Source organism: Paenisporosarcina macmurdoensis, assembly GCF_042658845.1.
GTDB lineage: Bacteria > Bacillota > Bacilli > Bacillales_A > Planococcaceae > Paenisporosarcina > Paenisporosarcina macmurdoensis.
In genome coordinates this window covers 12,715-32,046 of record NZ_JBHSRI010000010.1, presented here as the reverse complement: position 1 = coordinate 32,046, position 19,332 = coordinate 12,715, and the positions used below count along the sequence as shown (strand labels likewise).

At 35.0% G+C, this 19,332-nt stretch carries 16 protein-coding genes and 2 pseudogenes; 3 read left to right on the top strand and 15 right to left on the bottom strand.

Translation table 11 applies throughout. The features are described 5' to 3' along the window. A partial coding sequence (locus ACFPYN_RS09005; protein ID WP_377733674.1) for an IS3 family transposase occupies positions 1-107 on the top strand: 107 nt, incomplete at its 5' end. Positions 108-369: 262 nt separating this feature from the next. Here the strand turns inward: ACFPYN_RS09005 and istB are convergent. The 8 genes and pseudogenes from istB to ACFPYN_RS08965 form a co-directional block, all read right to left on the bottom strand. Beyond that, positions 370-1,095, bottom strand: coding sequence for an IS21-like element helper ATPase IstB (gene istB / locus ACFPYN_RS09000; RefSeq protein ID WP_377733673.1), 726 nt, complete (start codon positions 1,093-1,095; stop codon positions 370-372). After that, complete coding sequence (istA, locus tag ACFPYN_RS08995; protein ID WP_377733672.1) at positions 1,067-2,518, bottom strand: IS21 family transposase; 1,452 nt, start codon at positions 2,516-2,518, stop codon at positions 1,067-1,069. Before istA ends, istB begins: the two co-directional genes overlap by 29 nt. Positions 2,519-2,658: 140 nt before the next feature. Further along, on the bottom strand, positions 2,659-4,515 hold the full coding sequence (locus ACFPYN_RS08990; RefSeq protein ID WP_377733671.1) for an AAA family ATPase: 1,857 nt from the start codon (positions 4,513-4,515) through the stop codon (positions 2,659-2,661). A 158-nt stretch (positions 4,516-4,673) separates the two neighbouring features. Next, positions 4,674-5,210 carry a restriction endonuclease gene (locus tag ACFPYN_RS08985; RefSeq protein ID WP_377733670.1) on the bottom strand — a complete coding sequence of 179 codons (537 nt, stop codon included), beginning with the start codon at positions 5,208-5,210 and terminating at the stop codon, positions 4,674-4,676. Positions 5,211-5,212: 2 nt separating this feature from the next. Further along, positions 5,213-6,091, bottom strand: a complete 879-nt coding sequence (locus ACFPYN_RS08980; protein WP_377733669.1) for a hypothetical protein — start codon at positions 6,089-6,091, stop codon at positions 5,213-5,215. A 611-nt stretch (positions 6,092-6,702) separates the two neighbouring features. Continuing rightward, positions 6,703-7,304, bottom strand: a pseudogene (locus tag ACFPYN_RS08975) (HAD hydrolase family protein); the annotation flags it as partial. A gap of 213 nt (positions 7,305-7,517) precedes the next feature. Continuing rightward, positions 7,518-10,133: a calcium-translocating P-type ATPase, PMCA-type gene (locus tag ACFPYN_RS08970; RefSeq protein WP_377733668.1), complete on the bottom strand. Its 2,616-nt coding sequence runs from the start codon at positions 10,131-10,133 to the stop codon at positions 7,518-7,520. Between the two features lie 228 nt (positions 10,134-10,361). Continuing rightward, complete coding sequence (locus ACFPYN_RS08965; RefSeq protein WP_377733667.1) at positions 10,362-11,225, bottom strand: HAD family hydrolase; 864 nt, start codon at positions 11,223-11,225, stop codon at positions 10,362-10,364. A gap of 324 nt (positions 11,226-11,549) precedes the next feature. Between ACFPYN_RS08965 and glcT the strand changes: the two genes are divergently transcribed. Next, the gene (glcT, locus tag ACFPYN_RS08960; protein ID WP_377733666.1) at positions 11,550-12,392 is read left to right on the top strand and encodes a glucose PTS transporter transcription antiterminator GlcT; all 843 of its coding nucleotides are present in this window, start codon (positions 11,550-11,552) and stop codon (positions 12,390-12,392) included. A gap of 180 nt (positions 12,393-12,572) precedes the next feature. Continuing rightward, positions 12,573-14,642, top strand: coding sequence for a glucose-specific PTS transporter subunit IIBC (gene ptsG, locus ACFPYN_RS08955; protein WP_377733665.1), 2,070 nt, complete (start codon positions 12,573-12,575; stop codon positions 14,640-14,642). A 101-nt stretch (positions 14,643-14,743) separates the two neighbouring features. Here the strand turns inward: ptsG and ACFPYN_RS08950 are convergent, their stop codons facing one another. From ACFPYN_RS08950 to ACFPYN_RS08920, 7 genes and pseudogenes are all read right to left on the bottom strand, one after another. Further along, a complete protein-coding gene (locus tag ACFPYN_RS08950; RefSeq protein WP_377733664.1) occupies positions 14,744-15,145 on the bottom strand; it encodes a hypothetical protein in 402 nt (133 codons plus the stop codon). A gap of 299 nt (positions 15,146-15,444) precedes the next feature. Then, complete coding sequence (locus ACFPYN_RS08945; protein WP_377733663.1) at positions 15,445-16,479, bottom strand: Gfo/Idh/MocA family protein; 1,035 nt, start codon at positions 16,477-16,479, stop codon at positions 15,445-15,447. A 141-nt stretch (positions 16,480-16,620) separates the two neighbouring features. After that, positions 16,621-16,755, bottom strand: a pseudogene (locus ACFPYN_RS08940) (VOC family protein); the annotation flags it as partial. A 14-nt stretch (positions 16,756-16,769) separates the two neighbouring features. Beyond that, entirely contained in the window at positions 16,770-17,549 is a 780-nt protein-coding gene (locus ACFPYN_RS08935) for a hypothetical protein (protein ID WP_377733662.1), read from the bottom strand. A 21-nt stretch (positions 17,550-17,570) separates the two neighbouring features. Then, the gene (locus ACFPYN_RS08930) at positions 17,571-18,335 is read right to left on the bottom strand and encodes a hypothetical protein (RefSeq protein ID WP_377733661.1); all 765 of its coding nucleotides are present in this window, start codon (positions 18,333-18,335) and stop codon (positions 17,571-17,573) included. 201 nt (positions 18,336-18,536) lie between these two features. Continuing rightward, entirely contained in the window at positions 18,537-18,929 is a 393-nt protein-coding gene (locus ACFPYN_RS08925) for a hypothetical protein (RefSeq protein ID WP_377733660.1), read from the bottom strand. A 177-nt stretch (positions 18,930-19,106) separates the two neighbouring features. Next, the gene (locus ACFPYN_RS08920) at positions 19,107-19,304 is read right to left on the bottom strand and encodes a hypothetical protein (protein WP_377733659.1); all 198 of its coding nucleotides are present in this window, start codon (positions 19,302-19,304) and stop codon (positions 19,107-19,109) included. Between the last annotated feature and the right edge of the window lie 28 nt (positions 19,305-19,332).

The following is a 19,332-nucleotide window of genomic DNA, read 5'->3' as shown; positions in this document are numbered from 1 at the left end:
AACTTTTTGATTACGTTAATTGGTACAACAATAGCCGTTCGCATAGCTCTTTAAGCTATTTAAGTCCGGTAGCTTATAGAAACTTAGCCCTTAAAAAAATTGTATGATTTAGTGTTGACTATCCATATTGATTTTCTTGAGAAGATCCTTTAAATGCTTGAAAAATAATGCTTGTTAACATATCATGTCTTTTTGTGTTTATCTTAAATATTTCGACCAAAGTTCTCTCTACATTTAATCGAAGATATAAATACATAAATGTATGCTTTAATGTCTTATTTAGCAATTTATAAGAGGTGTGTATTTTGCAAGAAAAAAGTACATAGATTTGCAATCTTTTTTACAGAGTATTGCCACCAAAGATTTTGTTCAGTTGATACGTGATAATGCATTCGTTAATCGATAACTTTCTCCGCTGTACGTTATGATATGGGCATGATGAATGAGTCGATCGACCAAGGCTGCGGTTAATCTACTATCAATAAAGATTCGATTCCATTGACTAAATTCCAGGTTCGAAGTGACAATCAAACTTTTTTTCTCATAAAACTCGGTTATTAATTGGAATAGAATCTCTGCACCTTCTTTGCTAAATGGTACATAACCCATTTCATCTAAAATCAAGAGTTGAACATCATCAAATTTCTTTCGAAATGCGCTCAATTTCCCGTTTCTGTGGGCAGTTTCAAGCTCCTCAACCAAATGCGAAACTCGATAAAACCTCACCTCATAACCCCTTTCACAGGCCCTTCTTCCTAAAGCAGAAGCGAGGTGTGTTTTTCCCGTCCCGGGAGCTCCTACGAGAACTATATTCTGATGATCCCTAATAAAATCTAAGTTCTCTAGCTGGTCTTTATTTAATGTTTGAGGTAAACGAATAGCAGCTGTCCATTGATAAGCTTCTAAAGATTTATTTTCTAAAAATCGCGCCTTTTTTAAATTCCTCTCCACTTTTGCAAATTCTCGCATCTCGATTTCTTGCTCGAATACATTTACTAAATATTCATGGGGAGAAGTAAATTCAACTTTTTCAAACGAATCAGCTACATAAGCTAGTCTAAGTTGCTTACAAAGATTTCGTAGATTCTCTGGCATCGTTCGACCCTCCTTGCTGTGCTAATTGGTCATATTCATTCCAATTCACATCAAAGGGATGATTCTGTTCAATGGGTTGATCCATCACCATATGCTTGTAAAAATCATCGTTGATTTCTTCTAGTTGAAATCGTGTAAGTAATGATAATATTTGTTCAAGTCGCTGCTTTCGGACATGATTAGAAGGTATGTCTAGATAATCTTTTATTCTGCCTGGCAAGTATTGACGGTATCTTGAATATTCCACAACACGAGGTTTTAGAATCCAAGATTTGAAGACTGCTTTCCATGGAAGCAACTTTCGCTTACTCATATAAGGTCGTGGACCTTCGGCAATGATTTCTCCATCTTGTGTTACCACTTTGAATTCATTCCACGTTGAAACTAAGAACAGCTGTATATGATTCTTTCCTTTAGGAATGTGTAATACCGTATTATCTAATTTTATTTCATTGTAAGCATTTACTTTTATTAACTGTTCTTTGCGCACAGGATATCCCGGATTGGGAAGCTTCTTTAGTGATTTTTTTTCGTCTTCCCAAAGTGCGTTAATTTCAATTTCTTTGCGATAATGTTTACGATATTGATCTTCTATAGAGAATGCCAATAGTTTTCCAGAAAGATCTTCCAACCCTGTGATGACAGGGGGGACACTGAAAAGATTATATCGAATATAGCCAACTTTTCTCTCTACATGGCCTTTCTCGTTACCACTGCGTACATTACATACTTGAGTTTCAAAACCATAAAACATCTGGAATTTTAAAAACTCATCCGTTAACTGTGCATCCTCTGTTTTACTTTTTGTCTTTTTGACAGCTGGCGTTAGGTTATCTATTCTAATTTTTCTAGGAACACCCTCAGCTTTTATAAACAACTTTTTAAGACCTTCTAATAAGCATTCTTGATTCTCTGAAGGCATCGGTTCATAAAAAGCGACATTACTAAATGGAAATGACATGATAAGTAAGCGAATATCTCGAGTTTTTCCTTCTTCTACAGCTTCCATAACACCAAAATCCACTTGTGCTTCACCCGAGGGGTGTTCTAATCTTTCAGTCCCTTTATCCTGATCTGTTCGATCATTTTGGACTTTCCATTCTTCAATGAAATTACAAACCGTTCTATAGGAGCCTTTGAAATCGTAGTTCTGTAATTCTTTAAATATCTGCAAATTATTTCTTCTCAGTTTTTTCTTTTCTTTCGTATCCTCAAATAACCAATCCGATACCATCATTCCCCATTTTTCCTGATACATCATACCTTTGCGTGGTTTGATGATTGACGAGGGGAGTTCATTTTCATCTGCATATTTCTTAGCAGTTCGCCAATTTATAGTTAGTGTATTAGCAATCGCATCGATTGAAAGTCCTTTTTCATTTCGTAAGTGTTTGATACAATTAATATCGGACATTGTTAGCATTCCTTTCAAACCTCCACCTGTTTTGAGTTCGCACTTTAACAGTAGAGGTTGACTTGGGTGGCTAGCAAGTCCTTTTTTTATTTACATGAAGTTCTCATGCATAACTCTGTACAAATTCATTGCAAAGTTCTGTACTTTTATTATGCATTACACAAGGTGGTAGTATGAAATACACTTAAATTATCTATTTCAAAATCAGAAATATCTTTTGCTGTTATTTCAAATTTACCAATCAAAGAACAGCTTGTTACGAATAAACTGTTGAAAATTTTTACTAAGTCTATTTTTATATCATTATATCCATGCATTAATTGAGTTAATTGATTTTTTTCATTTGGCAAGTTAATTATTTGAGCATACCCTCTCATAAATGGAATCATTGATAATAAAAAGTGTTCCTTATTTGCTATTTCATAAAAGACTTTGCTTCTAAAAAAATCTAACAATTTATTTAAATGTAATAAAATGTCTTGTTCATCCCTATTAATATTTAGAAAACCATTTTCTTCATCAGGTGTATTATTAAAAATATACAGGTTAAAACATTGTTTAAGCTGATGCTCTAATAACTTTATTAAATCTGTGTTATGGGTTAAAACAATTTGATTTTTCCCTTCTAAAAGTTTGACTATTGAAAAAGCTATTTTATTCTTAAAAATAGAATCAAAACTTGAAATTGGGTCATCTAGAATTACAATTTTAGATGATGAGTTCTTTGCTTTTAAAAATTCAAATGCTAATGAAATAAAGTTTTGTTCACCGTTGCTTAAGTGCAAACTGTCCCGATCTTTATTTAAAAATTCCTTATTATCTAATAGAAGTATTAAATTTTTATTATCGTCCCGCTTTAATACAATATCTTTTCCTATATTTTCACTAACGACTTTTTCAATAAATAAAATATCTTCATCACTAAATAAAGGTTTATCATTAATAAGCACTAAATATTCATTGTACTTGTCAAACAATTCCTTTGATACACAATTTGCAAACAAATTGCTTAATTTTTCTTGAATAACTTTAATATATTTTCTCACATCTTCTTGTAACTCTATAACAATTTGTATTTCACCATCTTCAACAGCTTTAATTATTTTTTCTTTAATTAAAAAAGGGTCATTTGAAAACTCTAATATATCCAGCCCTTCAAATATCTTTTGAGTTTCTTTATTTAATGATCCGATAACTAAAGCCTTGTTTTCTTCTTTTTTACTAATTAATTGAATAACATTGATATTCTCATGATCACACACAACACAATCTTCTTTATAAGAAAATTTATTCAATACCTTTAATGCAAAACTATTTTCTTCTATTTCTTTTACTTGTTCATTTCTATTAAAATTCCCAAGTTTCATTTTGAGCACGTTTCTTAATGCGGAATCTTTTTGATCAATATATTCTATTATATAATCAAACTTACTTTGTTCATATTCTTCTAATTCATTTTCTTTTAGTTCAAATGTATATTTGAAAAAGTCTTCTTTATCAATCTTCTTTCCCTTAGATTTAGTATTTACAATATCCTCAATAATTCCTTTAAGTTGATAATTTGGAAAGGTTTCTAAAATATAATGAGTCTTTTTGCTAATCTTAAAATTATTTTTCAATTCCCCAATCAAGTTTTTTTGAATTAATTCTTCAAATGAGGAATTAATAAATTCCTGTAGTTCATATTCTTTTCTAATATTGTCTCCCAGTAAAAAATCTTTAGTATTTCCTTTAATTATATTTCTAGTATTTTGATCAGCTATAACATGGAAAATATCTATGTTTTTTTCAGTGAATTTTTGGCCCTCAATAACTGCATGATATTCACCGTTGTTATCGCTATTCAAAACTTTCGCTAAACTTGTCTTTCCAGTACCATTTGGTCCATACAACACCGCAATTCCTTGGTTTGAAAATTTAATACTATTATTTACATTAAAGTCTATAAAATCTTCACAAAAAATTGTTTCTTTTATAATTTTATTAAATTTAATTTCTTTTATCATAAATTCTCCTGACACTACATTTTTTTACACATAAAAATTTACCACTTTATAAATAATCTATTTATCCTATTAAACACTTCTATTAATCATTCTATTAATCTTCAAGTATGAAGATATCCCAATCGCTTGTTCTAGCTAAATATCTTTAGACTTTCTTGTTATTGAAAAGCTACACCCGCTACTGCTAGTTCACATAGCTTTGTCTGTATAAGTAGTACAAATTGGTCTGTGTTTTGAAGTTGCTCTATTTCTGTTCGCTTAATAATAATAATTCTTCTTCCTGCTGCTAGGTGTCGAGCTACTATAAAATGTGCTCTATTAATCTCATCATTATTTCCAGTAATTCCGTTTGCTGCTATTAAAATTCCAAAATCCAATCCCCTATCTTCTAGTTTGCTTGCAAACCAATTGACTTCAATACTTGAAACGGCAGAACTCCAATTTTTGCATTCAACCAATATAATGTATGGTAAGAAATGAAGTCCTTTTCGAATCCTGTTATTCCATAAAGCTACATCTATCTCTTCAGTGTCGAACGTATTCATTGCATTTCTCATTGTGATTGATATTCCGGGAACTTTTTCAAAGATATAGCAGGATAAATCTTCAAAAATTTTTCCTTTCTCATGTGCTAATTGTGAATTATCACTGTCTAAAAAATACTTATTTATTCTAGAAGAGGAATAATTAGTCATTTTTAATTACCCTTTCCATGAGCCATATTATTTCTGCAACCATGTATTACATCAATTAAACTTTTTTTCTTATTTATTTCAGAGAGAAAATCTTCAATATCCATTCGAATAATTAAAGGATTTAGTGATTCACCCAAAGGAAATCTTTTTCCTTCTTTGTCTAAATAAAGCAACAAACCTGCATTGTTATTGGAATTTTGAAGCATATCTTTTAATTTTTTTTCACCTTGATTAAGTATTTGTGTATTAATGTTTCCCATTTTCAATTCAACGAATAAAGCATTACCTAATATTGTGGTGGATTGATCCAGCCACAATACAAAATCTACACCCTTATCATGTAAAGCATTTTTTGAAACAGGATTCATAATATTAAATATTTTAAATAAGAAGTTTTCTACTTCCCTTTCATTTCCGACTGATCTTAACATTGATAGATTAAAGTCCCATGAATTAGGAAGTTCTATATTTTTTCTTGAAATTTTTGATTCTTTTTTCTTTTTTCGTTTAGGCAAGTTTTTGATAAATTGTATTAATGGGAATATTATAACTTCAAAATTATTTGAATCAGTCTTTACATATAAATAATCACTAATAAAACTTGGAACATGAGAAATATTTTCTGAGACAATAATAAAAATTGGTTTATTTAATCCTCTAGCAATTCCGATTTCATAAAAAGTATTCGGTGAAAGATTATGAATTGATGCAATCACAAAGTCTGACCTAGAAATTTTTAATTCTAGTTCTTCATGGATTACATCTGAAATTGGTAAGTCATATGCATCTATCGGTTTTACGTTATGTTTTTGTAAAATATCCCTCAGGAAATTAATATTTTTTTTATCAAATTCCGAGCTCCAACTTATATAACATTGCATTTTTATTTAGCTCCTTAATATGGAATAGATTAATTACCCAAAATTTCTCAATCTTAATTTTCTCAAGTTTTAATTAGTTTATTTTCTTGTAAAATAACACAATAATTCTAATTTTTTTGTAGGAATATGTCGAATAGGATAAATTTTTATTTCCCTCAGAAATTAACACATATATTCTCAACATTATAAGATATAAAAAGAGCCCGCGTATCTGAAACTGATTCGAGGGCTTCCTTTCCTTTACAACTAATTTTTCAATTCCGCCCTCGCTCCAACATTCGTTCAATGTCCTGGCCATTAATTGATTCCATCAGCCAACCACAGCTCTTTTTCAAGCCTTCTACTAAATCATATGCTTACTTTAAAACCCATCTGTCATGAAAAATGTTCGATTCAAATACTTACTGTACTACTTGCAATTGTGATGCTGGAATCACATCTTTCTGCAATAAAACAAAATGGAATTTCACAAATGGTTTTACACCAATACAACAAACATCCAGTATTCTAATAGTTTATGTGCTTTTAAATAATACAAAAAACTCCAAATCCAAAATAAATTTTGAAGCTAAAATTAACCCATCATTTTTAATAACTACTATGACACAGCTTTACAGTTTTTTCTGCAAGAAACCACCATCGTAATTATCTGAAGGCATTACTACTGTTTTAACCCAACAGATTAGCTTAAGGTACTGATAAACTCTATCTTCATCACAATTAAATTCCGTCACTTCATCCACTACTGCTTTAATTTGATCCGGTGCATTTTTCATAGCTACGGCGTGACTGAACAAACTCGAACATTTTCAAATCGTTGTCACTGTCGTCAATGACTAACGTTTCACACCCAGTTAAATTAAATTGCTAGCAGCATTTGTGCGATTCCTGATGCTTTGCTGACATTTACGACCATTACTTCTGTACTGTGGCTAGAAGAAGGAGTCATTGGGAATGGAATTTCCTCTTTGGTTCTTGAGAAGAAATAGAGCTTCGAAAAATGAGTTCCTGTTATTTCTTCTGTCCATTCAATTTCTTCATTAATTACTTTTTGGCGTGAAATCCACTCAATAATTTCTACGCTTTCTGGTTTTAGCTCTCTTATTTCATTTAACACATAATCTTTATCTTGCTGTAATACCATTCGAGATTCGCCGTATGGGAAAAGTTCATAATATACTTTATTTTCCCGTGCTTTCTCAACGATGGTTTCCTACTAGATTAAGTGAAATTCAATCAACACTTAGCTTGGATGTCACACTGTACTGCTCCTCAAATCTTTCTCAAGAGCCCTTGATATATGGCTGAGGTGGCTCTGTTTTTTGTCCGAAGTGGCTCAAAAACTTGGCACGCGTGTCTCATTTTCATGGCTATTCATAAAAAAAGAACCTGATTCCTCTATCTCTCTAAAGGAATCAGGCACTCTCTATTTAACTAAATTCACTTTCCCAACTAGTACTTTGTACAACTGGATTACTACGAGTGGCATTAGAGACATCGCGTAAATTGTACCGAATTGTGCTGCGTTGAGTGGAGCAATTTTAAATATTCCCTGAAGTGCTGGTAGCAATAGTACGATGTGCAGCAAGACTACACCGAGAATGACAGCAAACCATAGGTACTTGTTTGTGAATAGCCCAATCTTAAATAACGACTGATTGCTTCTAGCATTAAATCCATGGAACAATCTTGCTAAACATAAAGTAGAGAACGCCATTGTGCTCGCTACCATGTGGTCTCCCGTTGATAACCCAATATGGAAGGCAATCAAGGTTGCAATTGCGATGATTAGCCCTTCTGATAGAACTCGTAAGGCGAAGCTTTTGTTCAGCAATGGTGTGTTGATACCCCTTGGTTTTTCTTTCATGATGTCTTTATCATGTGGTTCAAGTCCAACCGCAATTGCAGGCAAGCTATCGGTTAGCAAGTTGATGAATAACAAATGAACAGCTGCAAAAGGTACCGGCAATGCTAATATGGACGCATATAGGACAGCCAAAACCCCACCTGTATTTCCTGCTAACAAAAACTTGATCGAATTCTGGATATTGGCGTAGATGCTCCTACCATTTGATATGGCTTTGACAATTGTCGAGAAGTTATCATCAGTCAATACAATGGCAGATGCTTCTTTGGCTACTTCTGTACCGGTAATTCCCATGGCAACCCCAATATCAGCTTGCTTTAAAGCTGGCCCATCATTGACGCCATCACCAGTCATGGCAACCACATTTCCTTTTTCTTGCCATGCCCTAACAATCCTAATCTTATGCTCAGGTGATACTCTGGCATAGACCGAAATATTGGCCACTTTTTCCTTGAGTTCATCGTCACTCCACTTTTCGATTTCAAAACCTTCGACTGCTTCCGACTCATGCTTCAATATCCCAATCTTTTTCGCAATAGCTGAAGCGGTAATTTTATGATCTCCTGTTATCATGACCGGTTTAATACCCGCGGCAATACATGCTGCAACTGCATCCGCAGATTCAGTTCGTGGCGGATCCATCATAGAAATTAAACCGATAAAGGTTAAGTCATTTTCATCTTTAAAATCAATATTTTCGCCTTCAGCTATTTCCTTATAGGCAAATCCGAGCACTCTAAGACCATTCATTGAAAACTCTTTATTTACCTTCTCTATTTCTTGTTTTGTACTTTCGGTAAATGGTGAAACTCCTTCAGAGGTTTCAATGTTCGCTAACCTGTCTATAAGGACGTCCAGTGCCCCTTTAGTGACCATATAGTATTTATCATCATATTTATTTACAGTGCTCATCAGTTTTCGTTCTGAATCAAATGGGAGCTCTTCAACTCGCGTATACTTATCCCTAATGATTTTTTCGTCATAATCATAATCATCACCGAAGTTGACGAGGGCTATTTCAGTTGGATCGCCAATTTCCTTATTATCAACCGTTTCCGAATCATTACATAAAAGCGACATCAATAGGATTCGGTTTTGAATGTCCGTTTCAAGATCCAGTTGGTCATGCTCAACAATCTTATTATCTACATAAACCTGTTGAACGCTCATCTTATTTTGGGTAAGCGTTCCAGTCTTATCTGAACAAATGACAGAAATGCCTCCGAGGCTTTCAACGGCATGAAGTTTTCTTACGATTGCATTTTCCTTTGCCATCTTTTGGGTACCAAAAGCAAGCACAATTGTAACTATGGAACTTAAAGCTTCTGGAATGGCTGCTACTGCAAGTGCTACTGCAAACATAAACGAATCAACGACATCATTTCCTCTAATTAGGTCGATCGCAAATATTAAAACGGCAATCGCAATAATGATAACCGCTAAGTATTTTCCGAATGTATCAAGACTAGCTTGAAGAGGTGTCTTTTTCTCTTTAGCCGATTCTAGCAGATTGGCAATCTTGCCAATCTCAGTCTTCATTCCAGTGTTTGTAACTACGACAACGCCTCTTCCATAGGTAACAAAGCTTCCCGAGAATACCATATTCTTTTTGTCTCCAATAGAGACGTCATCTTCATCGATTGGCTCCAAATCTTTTGACGCATTAAGCGATTCGCCTGTTAAGGAACTTTCATTAATCTGAAGGCTATTGTTTTCATGCAATCTTCCATCTGCACTGACCAAATCACCCGTGTCCAGATAAAGAATATCCCCAACCACGATTTCTCTAGAAGGTACTTCCTCTTTTATCCCATTACGTAAAACTTTAGCGGTTGGCGAGGAAAGAGCCTTTAAGCTGTTTAAACTTTGCTCCGCCTTGACATGCTGGACCGTTCCAAGAATTGCATTAAGGATCACGACGATCATTATCACAATTGTATTTTCTATTTCACCTAAAAAAGCAGAAATAAGGGCAGCAACAATTAAGATGATGACAAGAAAATCTTTAAGTTGCTCAACAAATACTTGCAAACTGCTCTTTCGCTTACTTTCTTCCAACTCGTTATAGCCATGCTGCTCACGCCTTTTGTGAACATCATCTGTATTTAAACCCGCTTCTGTTACATCCAAAGTCTTTAAGACTTCACTTGATGTTTTTCTGAAAACATCCTTCATTTAATTGTCTCCTTTTTTAGCGGCTTATTATGTATAAAACCTGCAAAGTTATTCCTATCAATCAGGTACTTCCCTTAAGTATAGTAGAACCTCATTCCAGTAGCGAATGAGGTTCTACTATATATATATAATTCTTTTACTTGAAAACAACCATGCGGCACTTCATACCTGCGATGATCCTACTAAATAGATGGTTTTTCCCTACGAAAGAAACTGTAGATAGTACTACTAAATTTTCAGCGCCAAGACATTCGTTTTAAGGTAATGATAAACCCCATCTTCATCACAAGTAAATTCCGTTACGTCATCAGCAGCTTCTTTAACGTGATCCGGGGCATTTTTCATTGCTACCGCGTGGCTGACAAACTCGAACATTTTCAGATCGTTGTCACTGTCGCCAATGGCTAACGTTTCACAGCCAGTTAAATCAAAGCGCTCTAACATTTGTTCGATGCCTGATGCTTTACTGACATTATCGACCATCACTTCAGCATTGTGGCTAGAAGAAGGCGTCATTGTGAATGGAATTTCTTTCTGAAGCTGCTCAAGTTCCATTTTCCAGTTATTGATTGCCTCTTTAGTTCTTGAGAAGAAATAGAACTTCGAAAATTGAGTTCCTGTTATTTCTTCTGTCCACTGAATTTCTTCATTAATTGCTTTTTGGCGTGAAATCCACTCATTAATTTCTACGCTTTCTGGTTTTGGCTCTCTCATTTCATTTAACACATAATCTTTATCTTGCTGTAACACCATTCGAGATTCGCCGTATGGGAAAAGTTCATAATATACTTCACTTTCCCGAGCTTTCTCAATGATGGTTTCCACTAGTTCACGTGATAGTGAATGTTCGAATACTACTTCTTCTCCGATATAGCCGGCCATGCCGTTAGCCGTGATAATTGCGTCTACCTCAAATCCTTCAGGTAGCATTTCTCTTAATTCCGTAGCGTTTCTGCCAGTCGCAATAAAAACGAAAATCCCTTCGTTTCGCAGGTCGTCTATGATTTCTTTCGTGTGAATGCTTACCTTGTTATGATGGTTTAAGATGGTTCCGTCCATGTCTAAAAATATCGCTTTAGGTTTTACTACCAAAATATTTCCTCCTAATAATGTAAATCGAATTTATGTAGCAAGTATACGCTTAGCTATTTCTAAACTCAATGAATGCACAAAAACATAATAAAACTTACAATTTGATTTCTGTTGTGGAATGATAGAATGGCACGGCTCTTTGAGAGTGTACCTATATAATAAAAGATAAAGGTGAAAAGTTCTATTTCTCAACAACTTCCCAGTATGATTAAACGTATTTATTGAATATAATGAAAGTAACATATCGAGTGTAGAAGTAACAATGTCCGTTTGCGCAAGTCAATCTGGCAGAAAATAGAGACCAGACGGCGGATGGAGGTTGACATGAAACAGATATTGACCATTGAGAAAGTACTAAACAATAATGTGGTAATTGCCGTTCATGATACGTATAAAGAAGTAGTATTGATTGGAAAAGGTATAGGGTTCAACACCAATAAAGGAGATCCTATCTCTTTTGATAAAGCGGATAAAACGTTTTTATTGAAGGATGAAAAAGAAAAGGAACAATACGTCAACCTGCTCCCTCATATTGAAGAAAACTTAATCATCTTTATCCATGAACTGCTTCTGTTTGTGGAAGAACAAATGGGCAAAGAACTGAATGAGCATATTCATGTGGCATTGACAGACCACCTTGCCTTCGCCATCAACCGAGCGAAAAAAGACATGCAATTCTCCAATCCGTTTATATATGAAATTGAGGCCTTGTATCCAAAAGAATATCAAGTCGCAAAAGGCGTCGTAAAAAAAGTGGAAGATTGGATGGATATCGCCTTCCCAGATGGGGAAATCGGCTTTATCGCACTTCATATCCATAGTGCGGTTTCAGATAAATCATTGCGTGACATCAACCGTTACAACCTGTTAATTTCACAACTCGTTGAAATTATCGAAAAAAACCTTACGATTCAATTGAAAAAGGACGATGTCGATTATCATCGTCTAATTCAGCACCTGCACCGAGCTATTGACCGCGCTCACCAAGGTCAAGCCATTGGAGAAGAGAATAAGCTAGAGGAATTGTTGAAAAACGAATACCCTGTATGCTATAATCTTGCTTGGAAGCTAATAAAAGTGATGCAAAACCAATTGAATAAGCCGGTAGATGAAGCTGAAGTCCTATATTTGACGATTCATCTCCAACGCTTAATAAATAAATCCTAAATCAACCATACGTGTTACTGATTCGATCAGGCATGAGTATGAAAAGATTCCTGGTTAAATCCGAGGGGAATTTCTCCCTTTTTTAACTTTGTCTTTTCTACTCATGCCTTTTTATTTTGCGCTTATTCAATACTTGCTTTCACTCATCAAAACTTATGTATAAAGGAGGAATTGATTGTCATGTCAACTAAAACGGCTAAATCATCTAATTTATTTGGCGTTATGCAAAAGGTCGGAAAAGCGTTAATGCTTCCGGTAGCCCTTTTGCCTGCAGCAGGTATTCTGCTAGCATTTGGTACAAGCTTTGCACAAGATACCTTTATTGAAGCAGTGCCATTCATGGGTGCTGACTGGATTCAAAAGTTGTTGTACATCATGGCTCAAGCTGGTGGAGTCGTATTTGATAATCTACCATTGCTGTTTGCTGTCGGGGTAGCGATCGGACTGGCAGGTGGTGACGGTGTAGCTGGTCTCGCAGCTATTATCGGGTATTTGATTATGAATGTCACCATGAAAGCCATTGGCAATATAACGCCAGAGATGGTTACTGAATCCCCTGCTTATGCCACCGTCTTAGGTACTCCCACTCTTCAAACGGGTGTCTTTGGTGGTATTATTGTCGGTGTTTTAGCGGCTTTTCTATACAATAAGTTTTACAATATTCAATTGCCGCAGTTCCTTGGATTCTTTGCAGGAAAGCGTTTCGTCCCAATTGTTACCGCTTTCTCAGCAGTTTTACTTGGTATCGTGATGTTCATGGTTTGGCCATTCGCTCAAAGTGGCTTGAATACATTATCACATTTCATGTTGGAAACAAACCGCACACTTGCAGCTTTCGTATTCGGGTTAGTTGAACGATCTTTAATCCCATTTGGATTGCACCATATTTTCTATTCTCCATTTTGGTTTGAATTTGGTACGTATACAAATGCTGCAGGAGATATCTTCCGTGGCGACCAACGTATTTTCTTTGCTCAATTACAAGATGGTACAGAGTTCACTGCTGGTACCTTTATGACGGGTAAATTCCCGTTCATGATGTTCGGTCTTCCTGCAGCAGCACTTGCTATTTATCATACTGCTCGTCCTGAGAAGAAGAAGCTTGTAGGCGGTATCATGGCGTCTGGTGCTCTTACTTCATTCCTAACAGGAATTACTGAACCACTTGAATTCTCGTTCTTGTTTGTAGCACCCGTATTATTCGGTATCCATGCGGTTTTCGCAGGACTATCGTTTATGACGATGCACTTACTTGACGTTAAAATCGGTATGACCTTCTCTGGTGGTCTAATCGACTTCCTGCTCTTCGGTGTTATGCCAGGCAGAACTGAATGGTTCTGGGTAATCATTGTAGGACTAGTCTTCGCGGTCATCTATTACTTTGGTTTCCGTTTTGCTATCCAGAAGTTCAACTTGATGACTCCTGGTCGTGAAGAAGACGATGCTGACGATGATACGAACGAAGTAATTGACGATCTTCCTTATGAAATTCTTGCAGCAATGGGTGGAAAAGAAAACATCGCCAACCTTGATGCATGTATCACACGTCTACGTGTCAGTGTAAACGATAAAGAACATGTAGATAAAAAGAGATTGAAAAAACTTGGCGCTTCTGGTGTTATGGAAGTCGGCAACAATATCCAAGCTATTTTCGGACCCGTTTCAGACAGTCTGCGTGGGCAAATGCAAGATATTATGAATGGTAAAGCTCCACGTTCGAAAGAAAACGTACCGAAAACGGTTAAGCAAGTAAACGAAACTGAAGATGCTGCTGTTAACATGGCTGCACTTGAGTTCAGTAGCCCTCTAACAGGCGAAATCTTACCAATTACCGACGTTCCTGACCAAGTGTTCTCGGGCAAAATGGTAGGCGACGGGTTTGCAATTAAACCTACAGATGGTAAAGTCGTTTCACCTGTAAACGGTAAAGTCGTAACTGTTTTCCCTACTAAACATGCGATTGGCCTCGTAGCAGATAACGGCACAGAAATCCTGATCCACATCGGGATTGATACCGTTAAGCTGAAAGGTGAAGGATTTACTTCTAGAGTTGAACAAGGTGACCTCGTACAACAAGGTCAAATCTTGATGGAAGTAGATTTAGATTATGTAGAAAAGAACGCACCGTCTATTATCACTCCAATCGTCTTTACGAATTTGGAAGCTGGACAAGCTGTGAAAATCACGAAATCTGGCAATGTTGTTGCGAATGATAAAGACATTGTTGAGATTACTGATGGAAACAACTAAATTGTAAAAATATAACCCCGTGTCAGCGAAAATATTAGCTGACACGGGGTTTTTATTAATCAAGATTTGCGAGTAAGAATCCCTTGATCTTTCGTGTTCATTTATATTTTTTCAATCGCCATACGCAAGTTCGAGATAACACCAAGAAGCAATATGAATGAACACACCATTTTTTCAAAAGGTGTTCCTAACAATTGTAGGATAAATCCAAAAGACCAAAGTACAGCAAAAAACCAACATATAATGGTTATTCCTCTTTTGTATTTATATAATAAATTCCCGCCAACAATTAGTGTAAAAACTCCACCAATAAAAGAGATCATGATATTGATAATAGATATTGGTAGCTGAGTAGCGAAGGATTCAGACCGTCCACCATTAACCCATGTGAATGGAATAATTCCGCTAATAATAAGTACATTGATTAAGATGGTCAAAAAGTAAAAACAAAGCCCCATTAATACTGCATTTTTCATCTTCATTTTTCTTAGCTTTTCTACCATACAATCACCTCATTTCTTCCCCTTATCATTTTATTTAATCTGGTAATATTCTATTCCTTTATTTTTCACCGTATTGATACGTGGTCCTTGTTAAACTCATCCTCAATCAAGCTTTTCTTCTGCTTTACATTGTTCGGGGAGATGTGACAACTCAATGGATGTTAGTGGTTTATCGATTTCTATTTCAAATATCAAGCGTTATTGGTTGTTTTTGTATTGAAAAATGCACTCAGAAATGGATCTCCAAGCGCATTTATTAGTCTGTTATGAAACTTCTAAATCCTTTAAAGACCTATCTCTTATATAGTCACAACTGTATTCGTCTCTGCTGCTTTTAAAATTGCCAAGATGACTTTCAGTGAAGCTAATGCATCTTCTCCTGAAACAAGAGGTTCTTTATCAAGTCGTATACTATCAACGAACGCATCGATCACGCCACTGCTTGTTTGGTGATCGTTAGTTTGCATGCATTCTATTTGATATTTTACTCTTTCCCCATCTTTCGTAATCACTTCAATTTGATATTCATCACTGTGATAAATTTTCATGATTCCCTTTTCACAATAGAAAATTGTACTATTGTCTTCTTCACCGTAGTACGTCCAGGAAAAAGAAGCTGTCCCAATATATCCTCGTTTTGTTTTTAGGCTACATACAATGTTATCGCATACTTCGATAGGCTTACCGTTTTCGTCAACTTTATCAAGTGCACCTTGAAATGCGCTAACTTGTTCGATTTCATCACCCAATAAATAGTGCAATAAATCTATTTTATGAATACCTAAATCACCACCCACTCCAAGAGCAGAGCGATTATGTTTAAAGAACCACGTAGAGTTTGTCATATTTACACCCCAATGTTCGGGTCCGGCATGTCCAAAAGTTGTTCTGAATGTCAGGACTTTGCCAAGTTCTTCGTTTTCAAGCATTTCTTTTGCCTTCATATGTGCTTGGGTAAATCGTTGGTTATGATCGACCATCAATTTTTTTCCTGATTTCTTTTGGGCTTGGACTATTTTGTTCGCAAATTCAATGGATAAAGAAATTGGCTTTTCACATAATACATGCTTTCCCGCTTCTAGGGATTTCGTTGAAAATATATGATGAAACTCATTAGATGAGCAATCGCTAATGATTTGTATAGTCGGGTCGTCTAAAAGATCATCTACTGAAGTAGCTACACTTCCACCAAACAACATAGCTAGCCCTTTAGCTCGTTCAGGATTTCTGTCAAAAAACACAATTTCACTTACATATGGATTCGCTTTATATTCAGGGGCATGACGATGTCTAGCTATAGAGCCACATCCGATAATACCTACTTTAATATGCAATTGGATCCCTCCTAATTGATATGTATGTAAAGACGAAGTCGTTTATTAACAAAAAATTAGTAATGTTGATAAAAAAACATCAGAAATAAAGAAAGGTAGATCATTTCACCTTTCCTTATTTCTATTCATCTATCATGGATTCTACTTTGCGTTGACATTGGGTTCGTGAATTCCAAACAAGTTGCCTTCGGTATCCATGTAGTATCCTTGCCAAGCCATCCCAGGCAAAGCATACTTGGCCATTGCGACCTTGCCACCGTTCTCAATAATTTTAGCTACGTCATCAAAATTTAATGAACTTCAGTTATGACTGCTTGTTCCAAATACCCACGTTTATCAAAGTTAAAGCTCTTGAAACGATACTTACAATATAAAATGACCAGTTGCTCCGGCAATACAAAGAGCATGACAAAAAATAAACCAAAACCTATCACAATAATTACCATTATATTTATGTCATCAATAGCTAAATGCCTCACCATATATTGAATGACAAAAACGAAGCCTAGTCCAACAATACTAGCCATTGGGAGGTATGATTTACCTTCAAAATTTGCTCTTAACTCGCCTTTTTTAGAATCCTTTCGGTATTCTCCTTTTTTCAATAATCGATAAAATCGGATACAAGTCACAATAAAAATAAGTAACCCAATTGCTAGAGTAATATAGGTGAATTTAAGGAGAGATTCCGAAGTAACCCCTTGTTCATCTCCATCTTTCCCCATTAAAAATAGTGCACTTATAAAAAAACAAAAAGAAAACAAATTTTGAGATACTAGAATAGATATCAAATATTGAATTCTACCACTTCTATTATAGATAGCTGGTATTCCATAAATTAGAGACAACACAATAAGTCCCACTGTGAACCAGAAATGCACTGTGAGAATTTCATCTTTATACGGATAGACTGTTGAGTCTCCTGCAACAAAATATTCTAGAGCAAATAATAGTGCTTGCATGAAGGTAGACATTACAAGAACGCCTCCCAATGCAGATGGTCTTTGTCGTCCTGATTCAAGTGGTGCTCTTAATACTTTGAAATCTTCTTCCTTTAGTATTCCTAGCAATGAAAGCACCCTCTCTTTAAATTAGTCTTTACTATTCAAATAACCCCGCTTATCAAAGTTAAAGCTCTTGAAACGATATTTACAATACAAAATAACGAGCTGCTCTGGTAATATAAAGAGCATTACAAAAAATACAAGAATTCCTCCAACAATAACTATCATCACATTAATATCATCAATTGCTGAATTTCGAGCGATGTATTGGATGATAAAAACAAGCCCTACTCCTGTAATGGTCGCTGTTGGGATATAAGAAGTTTTTTCAAATTTCCCTCTTAACTCTCCTTTTTTTGAGCCTTTTCTATAATGACCATTACGCAACAAAATATAGAAACGAATACAAGTAGCTACGAATATAAGAAGACCTATAAATAATAAGATATAAGTGAAATTAAGAAGAGATTCTGGAGTAGCAATCATACCTTCTTCCGGTTTTCCTATTAAAAATAATGCCATAATTAGAAATGGAATAGATGCCATATTTTGGCCAACAATGATTGAAAGAAAATACTGTATTTTCCCACTCCTTTTATAAACTGCGGGAATTGCATAGATTAAACAAAGTACAATAAGAATAATCGTTATCCAAAAATGTATGTTTAGAATCTCATCTTTATAAGGGAAAATAGTAGAATCAGCTGCCATAAAATATTCTAGGGCAAATAGCATCGCTTGCAAAAAAACACTTAGAATTAGGACAAAACCTAAATTTGCTGGACTTTGCCTACCCGATTCTAAAGGACCTCTAAGTACTTCAAAATCTTCTTCTTTTAGTTTGGAAAACACATGACTACCTCCATTATTGATTACCGTTTAGTTTAAGTGGTTCAGAATGTAGGTTCAGAATCAAAACGGCTAGTATTGCTATGAAAACTCAACGCTCTAGTCAATACACAGTTGCTTACGAGAGAACATGTAAAACCTTCTATAGACCATTCCAAATCTTCTTTACTCAATCGTTATCCTTACTCCCACCTTTTCCACAAGCTAAACCCTTTTATTCAAATAACCTTGCTTATTAAAGTTGAAGCTCTTAAAGCGATATTTACAATACAAAATAACGAGCTGTTCTGGCAAAATGAACAGCATTATAAAAAAGAGAGTTATTGCTATTACAATAAAAATGATCATGTTTAAATCATTAATTACTGAACTTCTCGCCATATATTGAATGACAAAAACCAATCCAAGTCCAACGATACTTGCAATAGGTATGTAAGATTTCGCTTCAAAATGTCTCCGAAGTTCATCTTTTTTAGATCCTTTTCTATATTTACCTTTTCGCAATAGAACATTAAATCGGATACACGTGACGATAAAAATTAATAGTCCGATACTTAGTACTATATACGTAAAATTAAGCATAGATTCTGAACTCACAATTTCTCCTGTTCCATCATCATTGCCTATTAGGAATAATGCACAGATCAAAAAGGAAATTGAAAATAAATTTTGGGACACTAGAATAGATATTAAATATTGAATTCTACCGCTTCTATTATAGATTGCCGGTATGGCATACATTAGAGATAATCCAATTAATCCAACCGTTATCCATCAATGAATGGTAAGTACTTCATCTTTATATGGATAGATTGTGGCATCTCTTATCATAAAATACTCAATTGAAATTATTAGTGCTTGTAAAAATATAGTTAATAATAATGTACCAGCCAAAGCATCTGGTCGTTGTCGCCATGATTCGAGTGGTGCCCTTAATACTTCGAAATCATCTTCAATTTGTTTTCCGAGCAATGAAAGCATCCTTTCTTTCAATTAATCT